Origin of the sequence: Mycoplasma sp. NEAQ87857 (assembly GCF_009792315.1) — a bacterium.
In the GTDB taxonomy this organism is placed as follows: domain Bacteria; phylum Bacillota_I; class Bacilli_A; order Mycoplasmatales; family Metamycoplasmataceae; genus Mycoplasmopsis.
In genome coordinates, this window is record NZ_CP045542.1 from 980,923 (window position 1) to 999,527 (window position 18,605).

Consider the following 18,605-nt stretch of genomic DNA (forward strand, 5'->3'; position numbering starts at 1 on the left):
AACAATATAAAATATGGTACAAAGTCTTGTAAATGGTTTAATTTATGGTGTTAATTCAATAGGTTTTTTCTTATTTTTAAAATTACCTTTTTTAATACTAAGTATAGTATTTGCATTCTTTAATTTTATTGTTTATAACTTATTTAACTTTTTCTTTTTTGGAACAATTAATCCAAGTTTTAGTAATTTTTCAGTTAATCCAATTTTCTTAGCATTATTAATACCTAGTGTATTTATCATTATTTTCATTGGGATTCAAGCTTATAGAAAGAACTTAAAAGACCCAACTTCTAAAGCGTTAAAGAATTTTGTAAATAATTTACCTAAATACATTTTATTTACAATCATAATGCCATTTTTAGTTTATTTTTCTCAATTAGGACTAAGAATTTTACTTTTATTTATTCAAAATCAATTCACTACAGGTTCAAATGGTGATTTAGTAATAGATTCTTGAAATTTATTACATACAAGTGGTGCTTGAAAACCTCACGAATGAGAAGCATTAGCAAGAAGTGGTGAATTTTGACCTGATTATAATCATTGATGATATACCCATAATGGTTGGGGAATTGAAACTATGATTCTTTCATTATTAACTACTTTCCCTATTGTGTTTTTAATTATTTCGTTAACAGCTTCAGTAGGTAAAACAATATTAAGTTTAGTTTATAACATAGTTTTATCTCCAATGTTAAATACAAGTATGTTATTAGAGTTTAATGAAAATCATAAAAAATGGTTAAATAGCATTAAAAATGCTGTGTTATCCTTGCTGATTAATACCTTAGCATTACAATTATTTATCATTATGAGTTATTTATCAATTCATTGATTAAATATTGATGAATTAGCAAAGATTATTGGACTTTCAAAGAATTTAGTTTCTATTGTATGAAGAATTATTACTATTAATCTTTTAGTTGGTTTAGCTTATAAACTACCTGGGATGATTATTATGGCTTTTGGTGGCGAAATAGCACATACTCCACAAAATTATGGAAATAAAATATTAGCAAAAACTAAAGCTGTAGGTAAATTTATAGCAAAACCTGCAACAGGTATAACTTCAAAAGTTCTAGGAAAAGCTCAAAACAAAATAGCAGAAAGTTCTACTTCAGCTCCTAGAATGCAAGAAAAACAATCTATTTCTAATTTAGAGAATTTAAATAATAATCAAACTAATGAACCACCAAAATTACCAAAAACCAAAACATTTAAAGGTGCTAAATTATCTACAGCAACAACTAATGCTTTAAAAAATGCTGGCTTTAAAAACTTAAATGAAGTAGCTAAATTAGATGATAAAGCTTTAGGTTCAATTAATGGAATAGGTCAAAAAAGAATGACAGAAATTAAAGATAAAATTGCAAAATATGGACTTACAGCTACTGAAATTCCATTAAAACCAGAAGCTTCATCAACTAAAGAAAATAAATCTAATACTAAAACTAATACTACAAATGAAGCAGCTTTAGAATTTAATAATAAATTCCAAAAAGCTTTATATAACTCAATTAGTTTTGTAGATAAGAAACTTCAAACCAAAAAGAACTTTAATAAATCACCTTTAGCTAAAGCTCAAAACAAAATAGCTAAACAAAATGATGAATTAATTAATGAACTAAAAAGTATTAAAAGCATTATTTCTAATGATTCTAAGAAATCAAAAGATAATGCTACAAAATCAGCATCAATTAAATTAAATGAAACTAAATTAAATCAATCAAATTTAGAAATAAAACAAACTTCTAAACCTTATAAGAAAACTAATAAAAACAATTTAAATAAAACAACTCCAAAAATGGAAAATGAATTAAATGTTAAACAACCTAAGGAGAAAAATGAGCAAAATAATTAAAAAATTAAAGAATGAGTATTTAAAAACTACTTTTGAAGTTGAAATACCTGGAGAATATATTAATTATATTGACTCTTTAACTATAAAAGAAAAAAGATATAACCACAATATTTATCTTAAAGATTTATATAATGAATTTATGTTTGATTGAAACAATTTAATAAAATCAAGAAATCAGAAATACAATGATATTTACCAAGCAATAATAGACTTCAAAGAATCAGGAAAAATCAAAAATGAATTCAAAATACCTAATTTTGATAATTTTGATTCCAAATATAAAGATGAAATTCAAGTAAATATAAACTTCATCTTAATTGAAGTTTTAGAAAACCATTTAGATTATTTGTATGAAAATTATTCAAATACATATAAAAAACTTGATGACTATGATTTGGATGAAATAAAAGAAGTTTTAACATTCTTGAACAAATTAAAAAATATTGAATCTCAATTTGATACTACTACTTATAGTAAAAGTAATAAGTTTTTTAAAACTTATTCTAAAAGAGTAGAACAACACATTGAAGTTTGAAACAATTTATATCAAAAACTAGCAAAGGACGATACTAATGAACTGTAATTGTTTAGAATTATTTAAAAATAAAAGAAGTGTTGAACCTTATTTTATTGAACGAGAACATTTAACTTGGTATGAGTTTTGAGATCATAATCACTTTCGATACCTTAGAGAATGATCAACTAATGAATTAATTGAAGCTTGACATTATACTTCTGCTTTTATTTGTGATATTGAAGTTTTAAACTATAAATATTTTTCAAATGAAGCTCAAGATAAATGTCTTATGGAAGCTAATTTAGAGTTTTTTAATTATATTAATGCTGACTTAGAATGCAATATAGAAGATTTAGAATGTTATGCTAATAGCTCTAAAGAATATCAAGATAACTTAATTAAAATTCAATCTAGTTTTGAGTTATTACAAAACGAATTAAAAGATGCATTAACTCATCAATGTATTAAAGACTTACCAAAAACTAAAGCATTATTTGAAAATCATTTAAAATGCTTAAAAGCATCATATCCAAAGGAATAAAATGATACAACCTAGCTCATTATGAAATAAGAAAATAAGCTTATTTAATGACAAAATTCTTCCTGCAAAAGATAAGGTATATGTTTTAGTTATTGCTCTTTTTTCATTTGCTATTAGCTTTAGTGTTTATGATATTCTTTCAGGTTATATTCAGGCAATTATTGGTGGAAGCATCTTCTTATTCTTATTATCATTATTGTTTAAACCAAGTAATAGTAGTGAAAGAATGTATGTTTTAATTTATAAAAAAATTCAATTCTTATTCACTACTAAAAAGTATAAAGACAATGATTTTTTAAAATTAAAAAATATTAATGATAAAGGTCAAATTGAGATCAAAGATCAAAAAATGTACATTTTATCATTAAATCCATTTGATGTATGAAGATTAAAAGAAGATGAAAAAAGCTTATATATTAATGCTTTTCATCAAACTTTAGCTGAATTACCAAGAAAATACACTTATAAATTTGTCAAAGTTAATTTAGCTAATAAACTTGAACAAAATAAAGCTGATGCAACTAAGATTAATCAAAATCTTCAAGCAAATGATGAAAGTATTTATAACATTAAATATGATTATATTAATCAAGTGTATCAAGATTTACAAAACATAGAAACTTCTACTGTTTTTAAAAATATTAGATATTTTTTAGTAGTATCTGGACAATCAAATGATATAGACACAGACATTAATCATATTAAAATGAGTTTTAATACTTCTTTACCATTTAATGCTACTATTGTAAATGATAAAGAATATATTATTTCAATCTTTAATTCATTATTAAATAATGATATTTATAGTATTGAAAATAATAAAGTTGCTTCTAAACCTACAGATATTCAAATTTATAATGAATATGTCAAAATCAATGATAAATTAATGACTTTTAACATTCTCAAAGAGTTTCCTATTGAGTTAAATGATGATTTTGCTTTAAATATCTTTAACACTACTAATTCAAATAGTATTTGAACATTAAATAAACTTCCTGAAGATAAAATTGTAAGAATGCTTGATCGTGCTAGAGAATTACAACAATTTAATAGAATTGATGTTAAATCTTGAGTTAAAAACAAGCAAGAATCTTTAGAAGATAGTGCTATTGACTTAATCGCTGATGAATATGCTTATGAAAAAACAGCATTCTTTCAAGTTAATTTCTTAGAAATAAGATATTTTGATGAACCTAAAGAGTTAAACAAAATCAAACAAGAAATTAATAAGCGTAATAAAAATCATCGTATTACAACTCACTTTTTAGAATATCAACAACTTCAAGCTTTAAAAATATTATTATTTGACCAAGCTTTATCAAAATACAATCATACTTTTTCAAGTATGAACCTTGCAAAAACTTGACCTATGATAATTAGCTACTTCAATGATAAAAACTCATTTATATTAGCTGAAAATGCATATAGTAATGATGTTTTATTCTTTGATAATACTAAAAAGACTTTTAAACGTCCTTCAAGTAGTATGTTTTTTATTGGAAAAACAGGTAGTGGTAAAACTACTTCTATTTCTAAGTTTTTAAATCATCACATTGTTAAAAATGATTTAATTTATATCATTGACCCTAATGATGACTATTCTTCAATCGTTAAACGTTATGGTGGAGAAGTAATTGATTATGCTGATTTAAGTAATTTTAATTTAAACATTTTAGAAATTAAAAATGAGCTTTATGTCCAAGAAAGTTTCAAAGTTGAAAATGGACAAAGAATCAAAGTTGAAAATGTGGTTAATACCCCTATAACTTCTTTAGTTCAATTTAAAATTGAATTCTTATCATCGTTATTTAAAGTAATGTATCCTAATATTAAGGATGATGAGATTTTAGTTTTAGAAAAAGTTATTAAAGAAACTTTCAAAAAACACGGCTTTTTTGAACCTGATGCTAAGTTAGAAAACTTAAAACAAATTACTCTTCAAGATGTTATAAATTTCTTAGATGAATTAAATGCTAATGACTTATCTTTAGAATATAACAAAGACTTATATACAGAAGAACAATTAGTTAAAGCATTAAAATTCTTAGATGAAAACTTTAATAAAATTACAGGTAAATATCGTAGCTTCAATACAGAACAAAACTTTAACTTCAATGGTAATTTAATTTCATATAACTTAAAAGAAATCCAAAATAAATCTCCTGAGCAAACAAAAATTATTATGTTTATTCTTTCAAATGAAATTAAAAAACAAGTTTCAATGAACTTTGAATACAACAAACATACTTATGGAATGGAAAATCAACAAGATTGAAGACATATTGTTATTGTAGTTGATGAGATTCATAAATTCTTAGGTGGAGCAAGTGGTATTTTCTTAGTTCAATTCTTCTTTGACTTAATTAAAACTTTAAGAAAGTTCTGGGGATTATTAATCTTTGGTACTCAAAGTTTCAAAGACTTTGAACTTAATGAGAGTTTAAAGAATATGACTAAGCAATTACTAGAACAATCTCAGTACTTCTTTATTTACAAAATTGAATCTGAAGATGTTGAAATTTTCCAAAACTTAATGGGTAGTGGTTTAAAACTCTTAGATCACGAAAAAAGGTATATTCTTCAAGCTCAAGCAGGAGAATGTATGTTTATTCCTTATCAAGGTAATAAACATTTAATAAGAATGTATTACAACCCTATTGAACAAAAACTATTCTTCAAAACAAAACTTAAAAAGGATGAATTATAATATTATGCAATTAATTAACAAAATATTTAAAGCTAAAAACTCTCCACCTATAATTAATACTACTTCAAATACTAATACCATTAGTCCTATAATTAATCAAAATACTGAACAAGTAAATACTAATTTATCAAACTTAAAAATTATTTATGATGCTTCTGATAAAGAATGGTTATTTTCTACAGTTAAATTTGAACTTAAATATAACTTATTAATTTGAATTTTAAACTTAATTTGCTTTATAACTAATTCTATATTTATTGGATTATTTTTCTCTAAGGTCTTAAATTATGACTTTTCTAGTTCAATTGCTATCTTTTTATCAATTTTAAATATTGTCTTATTAGCTACCTTTTTAAAGTCTTTATTAACTTATATAAGGTTTAAAAAGCTATATAAGATATTATCTAAATATAAAGAAGATAATTCAATATTAGAATCTAAAACAAGCTATTTTTTTAGAGACTATTTAAAATTAAATAAAACTATTTTACATTTAATTTGAATTAATGTCTTTATTATTACTTTTTATGGTCTATTTAGCTTAATTGTCTTTGGTTTAAGAAATCAAGTATGAGTTTTAGGTTCTTTAGATAGAGATTTTTACTGAAAAATTGATTGAGCAAGTAAATTAGCTAATGCTTTTGGTGATGTAAATACCTTTAGCATTATTAATTTAACTAGCTTATCTGTTTTATTAGTCTTTACTATTATTTATATTATCTTTGCTAATTATCGTTTAAATAATATCTTTGTAGTATTTAAAAATGATGCAATTAATATTCAATCAATATGATTAGAAAGCAAGAAAACTATTAATCGCTATTATTTTATAGCATACATATTAAGCTTAGTATTTATTGTGTTTTTACCTATTATTATGATTTTGTATTTTGTATTAAGAAAGTTCTTATGAAGAAAGAAATAAAAGTCCAAATTAAGTTTTGGACTTTTTTATTCAACTTTTATTATTATGTTTTTTTAAATATCTTGCTTTAAAATATAAAAATTAAAGCAAGATATTTAAAAAGATATATCATTCTTAGTTTGACATTAATCAGTAATAAACAAAAAAAGAGTATCAAAAAACCACCATAATGGTGGTTAAATAATTAAAGAAACGCAAGAAGAAAGTTTTATGAACAAAACTTAATAAAATACTATAATAAAAAAATTTATTTATGACAATCAAAGAAATTAATGTACTACAGGAAAGGAGTATAAAAACTTTAGTTAAAAGAATTACAGAAATAGGAAAAATGTAAAGATTAAGTACAAAAGAGTTAAAGTTATTAGACCAATTACTAAAATGCTAATAGCTTCAAACAACATATTAAAAACTACTGATAGTAATGGCCTTAATAGAAGATTATGCTTCATTAGTTTTACTAATGAAAAAATAAGGGTTGATTTAAACCTACAAGAATTCAACACAACCTTTTGTTGATAAACCCACTAGGGAAAATTATTATTTTAAAAGTTTCTTTAATTATATACCATTTAAGGTACAATATTATTATAACAAATTATGGAAATGTTTTCATAATTATTTAAAAAAAATATTTAGGAGTAAATATGAACCCAAACACTTCAACAGATTTATCATTATATTTATATCAGTTTGATCAAAAGGTAAATAAAAGATTAAAAACACCTTATGAAAAACAATATGAATTAGTTTTACCTATCGTTCAAATAGAAGATGATTTTATTTTTGTTAATGTAATTAAAAGTAATAAAAACTTAATTAATCAATTTACTTTAAATTTAAATGAAAATGAAACATATTATATAGATTTTGATAACTTCTTTAGAATTAAGCAAGAGAATTTTGCTGCTATTACTCAAAAAACAAATTATGTATTAGATCCTATAGTTGAATTAGGAATTTTAGAGAAAACTAGTGAATTAATTAATGATGAGCAAGCTAAGTTCAGGTTATATTTTATTAATGTTAATGATAAATAATAAATAACGCACCCTAAAGTATATATATTTGGGTGTGTTATTTTTTTTAAAAGGAAATAAAAATACCATTGCATATGCAATGGTACCCATTCATGAGAGCCACGTACTTACTATACGCTTAAGATCGACTGACTTCTCCCTTTGTTCACGTAAACTTAATTACATATATATTATATATCGAAATTTTAAAGAGTCAAGAGTTTTTTAAAAAGGAAATAAAAATTTTTTCATTTCTAATTTATTTTCAATTTCATTCTTTTTATGAACAAATACAATATTTGCTAAAATATCTGCCATTCTTATAAAGGTAGAATGACACGAATTTAAATATTTAAGTTGTATTTCTCCTATATTGTTAAATAAAGCTGGAATAGGTTTTTTATAATTATTTGGTCAAACAGGTAAAAATAATTCTCTTATAATGCTTTCATATAAAGTATAATGGCCACTAGTTTTAGTACTTACATTATCTAAATTTAGATATATTTTAATTTTGTCATTTTTAGTTAAATTACCTTCTTTAATTTCTAATGCAAAATATCTTTTTAACGCTATACATATTGTTCAATTTATATAACGTCTTCTATTAGCTTTTGAAGACATAACATCATCATTAACCCTTTTTATATCAATTTCAGCACAAAACATATCAGCATCTTTAAATGTTCTAAAAAGGTCTTTTTTAAGACTTATAGGTAATTTGAAACCCTTTAACTCTTCTTCATTTGACATTTTCTTTATTTTTTTAATCTTTTTCTCTTTCTTCTCAAAAAGAGCTTTAGCTTTTGATTTATATTCTCTGTTTTTAAAAATCACAAATGATGTAATAAAAATATCCTTTGTTTTTGATAAAACACCAGACTCATCAGAATAAATAAAATATTCTTTTATATTATTATCATTTTTATCCATATTTCAATTATAGCTATAAACTAAAAAACTTTTTGACAAAAATATAAAACCATCTTATTTAATAAAATGGTTTTATATAATCCCACTTCAAGTTTCTACAATATTTGTATTAATTCCATTAACTAATTTGTTAATCGAGTTAATTTTAAGTTTTTCAACACCATTGTAGAAATGTACTAATTCTTCCCGGGGACAATTTGTCCCTATGTAGAAAAACAACTAAATTAGCAATATTAAATAAAGAGTTGGAGTTAATTACCATTAATACCTTTTCATTGCTTTAAAACGCATTCAAACGCTTGTTAGAACTTAAAACAAGACAGTAAGCTTTAAACTAAATAATACCATTTCAACTTATATTTACATTTGTATTAATTTTATCAACTAGTTTATTAATAGAATTAATTTTTAACATTTGAATTATTTGATGGAAGTTATATAAAATAAAGTTGTTTAAAGAAACATTTTTTAAATATCATTCAAATCATATTAAGATATTTTGAATTTTACTTTATTTTAATATCAAGATTATATTTAGATAAAAAAGTATTAATTAAGGTTTATTTTTTAAACTTAGGGAAATTTAGTTTTCAATTTGTATTAAATACTCTTGTAGAAACTTGAATAAAGTTATTTGAATCAAGATTTTGTAATATTTCTACTATAAATTTATATGACTCAATATTATATGCAAGAAAATCAGGTAGATTATCATATTTTTGTTGTTTATTTAATATAAAAGCACAATGAACTCATTTATTAAATACTGTTTGAGTATGTTTAATTAAACCATTTAAAGTTTTATCAAAATCTATTTTGAACTTATGTAATACATACTTATTTATATGATCATTATCTAGAACAACATTTTTATAAAAACTTTTTCCTGGTACTTTTTGTGTGATAATACTAAAAATAGAATATTCACCTATAAAACCTTTAATTATATTTTTAACTAATTCCATATTTAAAACTTCGTTCATATTAAACTCATCTAAATAAATGATTCCTAAACTTCTAAATCAATTAAGTAATTTAACTATTGAATTTAATTGTTTAGAACTACTATCTAATGCGTTATTATCAGCTACATAAGTTATATTATCATTTGAATAAGAAAATGTAATATTGTTTTTGCAACTTTCTATTAAAAATGTTAAGTAATCGATAAATATAATGTTAATGATATATTGACTTAGGTTTCTTAAATTAGAATAAATTACATTAAATTGAAAGTTATTGTTAATGATTAACTCTTCATTTTGTTTTAAAATTTCATTAATAAATGTTTCACCTTTAAATTTAACAGAATACTCACACATATTATTTATCTCATCATTCATCAATCTTTTATCTCTTATTAAGTCATTAGTTTCAATATTAGTTTTTTTGATTAATTTAGATAATTTATATAAGTTTTTGTTATTAAATTTAAAGATATCTTGAATAACATCCACTAATGCAAAATCCTTTCTTTTAAATTGAATAGTTGCAAAGAAAATATCACCAACAAGCTCAAAATTAATGTTTTTAGTTGTTTTTAATAAATCTTTTTCATCTAATTTAATTAAGAATTCAAAGATTGAATTAGTTTTAACATCATCATCTGCTTTGTGTTTATTAACTCACATTCTTTGCTCACTATCAAACTCTAAATCAATGATTTCTTTTAAGTTATATGCATTTTTAACTTTTAAATTAGAATAACCAATATTTAAAAAAGTGTTTAAGTTGCTTTTTGAATATTTAGAAACCTTGTTCTCATAACAAAACTCGTGAAAGTATGTTTTATAAACATTAGAGTAATCTTTATATAAATCATTTTTTCTCTGAAAAGATAATCTTGTTTCTAATGTACTATAATCCTTTTCATAACTTCATTCACTTTGACTAAAAGCTTGATACAAAAAGCAAGATTCCTTATAATCCTTATAGAACTCTTTTATAGTTTTACCAAATTTATTAAAGATATAATCTTTGTATTTAGCCAACTCATCAAGAGTTTTAATATTGTTTTCAACCATTGAAGTAAAAACGTTAGATAAATAAATTCCTTTATTATAAGTGGTTTTTAAATTAATTTCAGGAGTGAAAATATTATTAGAGACAATATTGTTAATTAATGTTTTATCAATATATTTAATATTAACTTCGTTAATGATATTGTTTTCTACATTTTTAAGATATTCATTAATTTCATCTAATTTATCAATATCTTCTTCGATTGTAGTAAAACCAAAATCAAATATATCTTGGTATTTTTCTTTTTGGTAAAGGAATTTTAAAATTAACACTCTTCTGTTTCCATCAACTACAATATCATTACCATTTTCATCTTGATAAACATAAATGTTTTCATTTGGATATCATTTATCTTTTAAAGATAAAAATAACTTATAAAACGCATTAACATCATAGTTGATAAGTTCTCAAATGATATCATCATCTATTTTATCTTTTAAAATGGTATTTTTAAACTTGTCATACTTTTGATTTTTATCTAAAAATTCTTTTAAAAAGTCTTTAGTAAAGTAGTTTTGCTCTGCTGTTCTAAAGTCAATTAATGATAATTTAAGATTTTTTAATTGTTCCAATGTCATAATTACTCCCCTAATTATTAAAATAAATGTATAAGGTTATTTAATATAATTTAATTTATTAAATTATATTAAATTTTAGAACAATATAAATAAATATACAAAAAATCACCTTAAGGTTAAAAGGTGATTTTTTAATATTTTAAAAGAAATAGATGTTATCGATTTTAATATTAAAAACTTATATATGAGTTTTAAAAATATTTTTTATTTCTATTATTCTGTTCCTTCATCGCTAATCCCAATATAATCTTTTAAAAAGATATCTCAAAGAATTTTAGGTACTGAATAAGTGTTATAGTCGTTTTCATATTGTTTTATGGTTGTTATAAAAGCACATAATCAGTCAAATTTTTCTTTGTACTTTTTAACGTTATTAAAACTCCCTTTTTGAAATTCTTTAATTAAGATTTCTTCATTAAAATCTTTATATTTTTCTTTGAATAGAATTTCAATCATTTTATCTAACTTATCACGTGTAATATCTACTTTTTCAATACTATCATCATTATAAATTTCAAATTCCTTAATTAATTCTTGTCTTTCTACATTAGTTGTTTTATCACTTCATCATCTAAAATCAAAATCACTATAATGATCTGGTATTTCATTATAATCATATGAAGAAAGTTTTTCAAATTTTGATATATAGTATTTTCTATCTTCATCATCACTTACTTTTAATAATAAGTTTTTTAAGATATATAAATAATCATTAAGCACATCGTCTAATTTTTCAAAGTTTTTAATAAAATTTCTCATAAAAGAATTTGTGATTTGTTTGGGATTTGGATTTTGTTTGTAATATCCATTTTTTATTCAATAATTTTTAATATTTATTAAACTTTTTGCTACAGCTCATTCTTCTCATTGTAATCCAAAATTAAAAAGTAAATTTTCTTTAAAAATTACATCCTTTTTATCTTTGTTATTAAGGTATTTTTTAGCTGCATATAAAAAAATATGTTTATATTCTTCATTATTATGTTCAATGATTTTTGTATCGTAATTGCTGTCATTATACTTAGGTCAATCAAATGGTCCAATTTTATCTAAATTCATTAATACACCATTATTAAACAATTCATTAATAATGTTTCTTAACTCATCATCTACTAATTTTAAATAATCTTCTGCTTTTATTTCTAAATCAACATTTAGACTAACATTTAAATCATTAAATTCTTTTTCTTTTTCTAGTAATCAGGCTATGTTTTTATTAATTTCATTTAACCTTTTTACATAATCATTACTATGAGTTTTTTCAATATGATTGTTTTCATCAGGATGATTGTCAAATCCAAACTCTGTATCAACAAATAAACGATTATCTAGAACTAATCATCATCAATTACTATGATCACCTTTTTCATAATAATCTTTAATATCACTAAAATTGAAATTTCTTGCATTGCCGTCTAATTTCTTTGTCATCTTAATAAATTGTAATTTTGGATTAAGACCATTTAATTCTTTAGAATTATCATTATTGATAACATATCAAGCTTTTTGCATTATTTTTTTAATAGCCCCATCCTTAATTTTAGAAACCAATGAAAAGTTTATATTATTGAATCAACGATTTGATAATGCAAAATACATAACATCATTACTTTGTCAATCTAAAACCTTAGGAATTGAATTTGAAAATTCAGCAAATTCTTCAAATAATTCTTTACCATTAAATTTACTATAAAAGTTTAAGAAGTATCAAACTTTATAAACGCTTAACATTTTTTCATATTTTTCTTCTTGAGAAAAAGCGTTTCAAAGATCATTAAATCTTCAAGCTGACATATTTCCATCATAACTAAACTCTAAATATTTATCAAAAGCTTCTAAGGTATTTATTAATTCTTGTAATGTGGTTTCTGCTGTTGGTACTTTATATTCATTAATCTTTATTCGCACAGGGTTTAAAAGTGTGTTTTCATCAATAGTTTTAATTTTATTAGGTTCTTTTAAAGAAATTTTTTCTTCTTTATTTCTTACATCAAAAATAAATTGTCCATAATATTCTAAATAACCTTTTAAATTTATTAAAAAATCTGGAATTCTATAATTGGCTCTATTTTTTAAGTCTTTATAATTTGAAAAACGATTTACATATGCTGTTATTGGATTATTACCCATATGTAAAGGTTTTGTCTCATATGTATTTAAATAATCACAACTTCTATCGTATCAAATGTTATTTATTTCACCTGATTTTGCAGCTTGAATAAAATCTATTTTTTGAATATTTTCTGCTTCTAAAGGTAAAGGGATTTTGACTTTAATATCATCTTTTTCAACTTCTAAAGTAATATTTTTGTTTCTTAAACCATTAGGAGTATATAAATCACTTACTATTCTAACTTTTAATTTATTATTTAAATCATCAACATTTGATAAATCTAATTTTTTATCTGTTGGGAAAGAAAAATCAATCATCTCATTAGGAATAATTAATAAATCTTCTAAAGGGTTAAAAGTATTATTTCCTTTTCTAACTTCTTCAGCTAATTTGTTTGATAATCTAATTGAATTATCTTTTAATACTTCATTAATAAAATAATTTTTTAATTCTTCTTGTTTATCTAAAACAATTGACAAACTAGTATTAGATGTATTATTATTTAAATTTTCAATAGGTTTAGTTTTAAGCTCATTATCTTTCTTATTACTACATCCAATAGCAACCCCAGTTGTTGTAATAACAATTGGAGCTACTATTGCTATTGGTAAGATTATTTTTCATTTCTTTTTCATTATATTTATCTCCTTAATAAAAAAATGTTAGTTCATTAATCTAAAAACATATTTTTAGGTTAATGAACTAATTGTTTAAATTGTTTGTTTTTTAAATAAAAAAACCATAAAGTAGTTATGGTTAATCAATATTAGTTATTGCATACATCTATTTTACCACAATATGAAAACGTTTCCATATTATTATTAATTGATTTTTGATAAAGAAAAGAAACAAATTAGTATTTAAAATAACGCACCCAAAGTGATATATTTTTGGATACATTATTTAATTAATAAAAAGTAATTAAACAGCTTTAAAAGTTGGTTTAAACTCAAAACAAAACAAAAAAAAATCACTCTTTAATTTAAGAGTGATTTTACTTTAGTTTTATTAATTAGATTAAATGAATTAACAACTTTAAATAGTTCTTTTGAACTATTTATAAAGTTAGTTATGTTTAATTTTGATAACATATATAAAATTCATTTATAAACTTTGATATTTTCTTCCATAAACTCAATTAAGTCATTATATTTATCTTGATTAGCTATTAAAAAAGCACAATGAACTCATTTGTTTAAAACATTAGTTGTAGCAAAAATTAATTTAGGTAATAATAACATTAAATCTAAATTGAATTTTTCCTTAACATAGTTATTAAAATCTGGATTATCAACAACAACCATATCAAAGAAATTTTGAGTAATAGTGAATTGAGTCAATATGGTATATTCTTTATTATATTTTCCTAAGAAGCTTTGAGTAATAGCAGAAACAAGGTTCTTATTAAAAACATCATCTAACATATTGTTTTGTATAACTTTTTTATTTAATTTATAAATATAATTTAAGATTTTTATTCTAGATTCTAAATGTTCTTCATTAATCTGGTTTTTTACTAAAATTATTTTCTTATTCATAACTTTAATAGGTTTATCATTTCTTAAAGTGATTAAGAATTTTAAATAATCTAAGTAAATAACATTGATAATATATTGAATAATAGATCTTAAGTTAGAATATAAAACATTAAACAAGAAATTATTATTTATTAATAAATCATCATTTTGTTCAAGAAGAAAATGTAAAAACTTTTCTTCTTGAAATTTATTTTGAAATTTATTAATATCTTCTATTTCATCATTGATTCTTATTTTAGTTCAAATAAGATCTTCAATTTCAACTTGTTGTTCATCAACCATATTATGTAATTTCTTTAAGTTATCAGAGTTAAATTTAAAAATATCTTGAATGACATCAGCTAATTTAAATTCTTTTTTAGGTAAGTGAACATATCTAAAAAATAAATTAGATAATTCATCAGGATTTATCTTTTTACTAGTAGTTAATAAATTTTCTTTATCTAATTCTAAAATAAATTTAAATAAAGAATACATAGTCTTTTGTTTGTCATCTTCTAATATGTTAAGTCATTGTCTTAAGTCATCATTAAATTGGAATTTGATTAAATCATCGAATTTATAATCGTTTTTTGTTAAACTTAATCCTGCATAACCATATTTAAAATATCAATTAACGTTATTTAGTGTGAATTTAGACACTTTATTTGAAAAGCAAAAGCTATAAAAACGGTTCTTGTATGAGTTGTATTCTTGGTATGGGTCTTTAGAAAGAACAAAAAGCATATTTTCGTCATCATATCAACCATAACCATTATCTTCATCTTCGATTCAATCAGTTTTTAAGAAAGTTTGATATAAAAAACAAGCATCTTGATAGTCTTTGAAGAATTCTTTTGCATCTTTTTTAAATGGGTTAAAGATTTTTGCTTCATATTCTTTGTATTGTTCAAGTGTTTTAATACCTTTTTCAATAAAAGTTGAAAAAATATTAAATAAATAAATTCCTTTGTTGTAAGAAAGTTTAAGTTTTTCACGGTCTGGGAACATATTTTCTAGAAGAATACTTTGGATATCTTGTTCATTTACATATTCAAACTTTACTTGTTCTATTAATTTTGAGTCATTAGAAAATTTTTTAAGTTTTTCAATGATTTCAAACCATAAGTTATTATTTTTTCAATCATAAACTCAATCATAGTCATTCATAAATTTTAACTTTTTGAGTTTATATAACAACATTAAAATCAATGCTCTTTTATTACCATCAACAATGATTTCATTACCTTGTTTATCTTTATAAACTTTAATGGTTTCTCTAGGGTCTCACTTTGATGAAATAGAATCAAAAAGTTTGTTAAATAAAACAGTATCTGTATATGCAATTACTCCAATAATATTGTTAATTCTATTGCTATTTTCTTCGTTATTTGGATCTAAATAACGCTCATTTACCTTTAAAAACTCTTTAGTATAGTCTAAATCGATAATGTTTCTTGCTGCTACTCTAAAATCTGTTAAAGAGAATTTAAGGTTGTTTAATTGTTCTAAGGTCATCATCACTCCTAATTATTAATATGAATATATAAGGTTATTTAATATAATTTAATATATTAAATTATATTAAATTCTTTAATAATGTCAATCATTAAAGTGAAATTTATTTATTTTATTAAGATAATAAAACCACTTAGTAGTTAAACTAAGTGGTTGATGATTTAATTAAATAGATTTTACCAGCAGATTTAAACAATTCTTTAGATGTGTTAGAAAAGTTTTTAACATTAATTGTTTTTAACATATTAAGTATATTTTTATAGGTGAATATATTAAGTTTTAAAAAAGCTACTAGATCTGCATAACTATCATAATTAGTGATTAAGAACGAACAATGAACCCACTTATTTAGTACTTGTTTAGTATCATTGATTAAAGATGGTATTAAGGTATTAAAATCTAAATTAAACTTGTCTTTAACATATTGAACAAAATCATTATTATTTTCCACTACTTCTTCATAGAATTTAGTAGTTATAGTCATTTGTGTTGCGGGTGTGAAGTTTTTATCATAGCTTCCAAAGAAACTTCTAGTAATATTAGAAATAATTTTATCATTGTAAAAACCACTTAAATTATAAGGTTCACCTAATTTTAAACCTGTTAATTGTAAGTTAAAATTACAAATTCTTATTTTAGAAGCTAAATGGGTATATTCAAAAAGAAGAGTTGGGTCAGCTATCTCAAATTTTTTATTTCTTTTTATATTAACTAAATTAATATCATTTTCAATTTCCTTAGTAAGAAATGTTAAATAATCAAGGTAAATAATATTAACAATATATTGGATAATAGCTCTTAAATTAGAATAAAAGACATTAAATTGAAAGTTATTATTAGTTAATAACTCTTCATTTTGTTTTAACAAGTAATTAATAAACGAATCACTTTTTAAATGACTAGAGAATTTATTAATGCGAGAAACACCATCATTAATTCTTTGTTTAAGATAGATTAGATCGTGAATTTTGGTTTGATTTAAATCAACTAAATCTTCTAATTTACTTAAATTTTTTGCATCCAATTTAAATATTTCTTGGATAATGTCTTTAATTTCGAACTGTTTTCTTTTTAAATTAACGTGTCTATAAAAATATTCTGTTAATGTTGTAGGTTCAATGGTTCTGGTTGTTTTTAATAACTCGTCTCTATCTAATTCGTGAATGAAATTAAAAATAGATTCAGTCTTTTTATAGTCATCTTTTTGACAAATGTTAATTCATTTTCTTGACTCAGTATCAAATTCAAACTTAATTACTTGATCAAATTTATAAGTGTTAGGAAAAAAGTTCTCTCTATAACCATATTTTAAATATCACATTATATTATTCATTGCATATTTAGAAACCTTATTTTCATAACAAAAATTGTAAAATAACTTTTTAAATACTTCATAATCATTATAAAAATCTTTAAAAAAGACTCAATCAAATGATAAAGGTTCAATATAGCAAAATTTATCATCTGGACAAGTAAGAGTAGATTGAAATACTTGATATAAGAAGCAAGCTTCTTTATAATCTTTGAAAAAGTCCTTTGCATCTTTATTAAATGGGTTAAAAATAAATGCTTGGTTTGCTTTGTATTGTTCAAGGGTTTTAATATCATTTTCAATAAAGGTTGAAAAGATATTAAATAAGTAAATACCTTTATTGTAGTTAGTTTTTAATTGTTCTTTTAAAGGGAATAGGTTATTTAAAATAGTTGAATGAATTTCATCTTTTTTAAGATATTCAATTTCAACTTGATTAAGCAAATCATTAGTAAGATTAAACTTATTAATCTTATCTTTAATATCAAATAAAACACCAAGATCTTTATCTTCTACCCTAAAATTGTAATTATAGTAAGAATAATCAGCTCAATCAACTAGATCTTTGGTTTTATATAAAAGCATTAAGATTAATGCTCTAACATTACCATCAACAATTAAATCATTACCATTATCATCTTGATAAACTTTAATGGTTTCTTTAACGTCTCATTTAGTCAAAATAGAATTTAAAAGTTTATCAAAAAGATAAAAATCTTTATAGATCATTTGACCTATATTAAAGTTTAATTTTCTAGTGTATTCATTTGCTGATTTATATAATTCATTTTCTTGTAAAAACTCATTTGTTAAATTGAAGTTAAACAAGTTTTTGTTTGCGATTTTAAAGTTAATAAGTGAAAGTTTAAGGTTATTTAATTGTTCTAAGGTCATTGTATTTACTCCTTAATTATGATGTGAATTTGTTAATGTTTTGTTGTTTAATTTAGTTAATTAAATTATATAAAAATCTAAGTTTTAGATCATTAGAAACATCAAAATCTTGATCTATTAGATAAAAGGTTTTTAGGTCATTTAAAGA

General features: G+C 22.1%; 11 protein-coding genes. 6 read left to right on the forward strand and 5 right to left on the reverse strand.

Going from position 1 to position 18,605, the window contains the following annotated elements; translation table 4 throughout:
- Positions 1 to 13: 13 nt before the first annotated feature.
- From GE118_RS03595 to GE118_RS03620, 6 genes are all read left to right on the forward strand, one after another.
- A complete protein-coding gene (locus GE118_RS03595; RefSeq protein WP_158764060.1) occupies positions 14 to 1,861 on the forward strand; it encodes an Mbov_0396 family ICE element transmembrane protein in 1,848 nt (615 codons plus the stop codon).
- Complete coding sequence (locus GE118_RS03600) at positions 1,845 to 2,444, forward strand: hypothetical protein (RefSeq protein WP_158763475.1); 600 nt, start codon at positions 1,845 to 1,847, stop codon at positions 2,442 to 2,444. Before GE118_RS03595 ends, GE118_RS03600 begins: the two co-directional genes overlap by 17 nt.
- Positions 2,434 to 2,919 (forward strand): hypothetical protein, encoded by a 486-nt coding sequence (locus tag GE118_RS03605; protein ID WP_158763474.1) that lies wholly within the window; start codon positions 2,434 to 2,436, stop codon positions 2,917 to 2,919. Before GE118_RS03600 ends, GE118_RS03605 begins: the two co-directional genes overlap by 11 nt.
- Position 2,920: 1 nt before the next feature.
- Complete coding sequence (locus GE118_RS03610) at positions 2,921 to 5,626, forward strand: helicase HerA domain-containing protein (protein ID WP_158763473.1); 2,706 nt, start codon at positions 2,921 to 2,923, stop codon at positions 5,624 to 5,626.
- Positions 5,627 to 5,630: 4 nt separating this feature from the next.
- Positions 5,631 to 6,551 carry an MSC_0882 family membrane protein gene (locus tag GE118_RS03615; RefSeq protein WP_158763472.1) on the forward strand — a complete coding sequence of 307 codons (921 nt, stop codon included), beginning with the start codon at positions 5,631 to 5,633 and terminating at the stop codon, positions 6,549 to 6,551.
- Positions 6,552 to 7,198: 647 nt separating this feature from the next.
- Complete coding sequence (locus GE118_RS03620) at positions 7,199 to 7,591, forward strand: hypothetical protein (RefSeq protein ID WP_158763471.1); 393 nt, start codon at positions 7,199 to 7,201, stop codon at positions 7,589 to 7,591.
- Positions 7,592 to 7,795: 204 nt separating this feature from the next.
- Here the strand turns inward: GE118_RS03620 and GE118_RS03625 are convergent, their stop codons facing one another.
- From GE118_RS03625 to GE118_RS03645, 5 genes are all read right to left on the reverse strand, one after another.
- Positions 7,796 to 8,503: a DUF3800 domain-containing protein gene (locus GE118_RS03625; RefSeq protein ID WP_158763470.1), complete on the reverse strand. Its 708-nt coding sequence runs from the start codon at positions 8,501 to 8,503 to the stop codon at positions 7,796 to 7,798.
- A 560-nt stretch (positions 8,504 to 9,063) separates the two neighbouring features.
- Positions 9,064 to 11,103 carry a hypothetical protein gene (locus GE118_RS03630; RefSeq protein ID WP_158763483.1) on the reverse strand — a complete coding sequence of 680 codons (2,040 nt, stop codon included), beginning with the start codon at positions 11,101 to 11,103 and terminating at the stop codon, positions 9,064 to 9,066.
- Between the two features lie 213 nt (positions 11,104 to 11,316).
- A complete protein-coding gene (locus GE118_RS03635) occupies positions 11,317 to 13,851 on the reverse strand; it encodes a hypothetical protein (RefSeq protein WP_158764061.1) in 2,535 nt (844 codons plus the stop codon).
- A gap of 342 nt (positions 13,852 to 14,193) precedes the next feature.
- Positions 14,194 to 16,251 (reverse strand): hypothetical protein, encoded by a 2,058-nt coding sequence (locus tag GE118_RS03640; protein ID WP_158763485.1) that lies wholly within the window; start codon positions 16,249 to 16,251, stop codon positions 14,194 to 14,196.
- A gap of 145 nt (positions 16,252 to 16,396) precedes the next feature.
- On the reverse strand, positions 16,397 to 18,457 hold the full coding sequence (locus tag GE118_RS03645; RefSeq protein ID WP_158764062.1) for a hypothetical protein: 2,061 nt from the start codon (positions 18,455 to 18,457) through the stop codon (positions 16,397 to 16,399).
- Positions 18,458 to 18,605 lie beyond the last annotated feature (148 nt).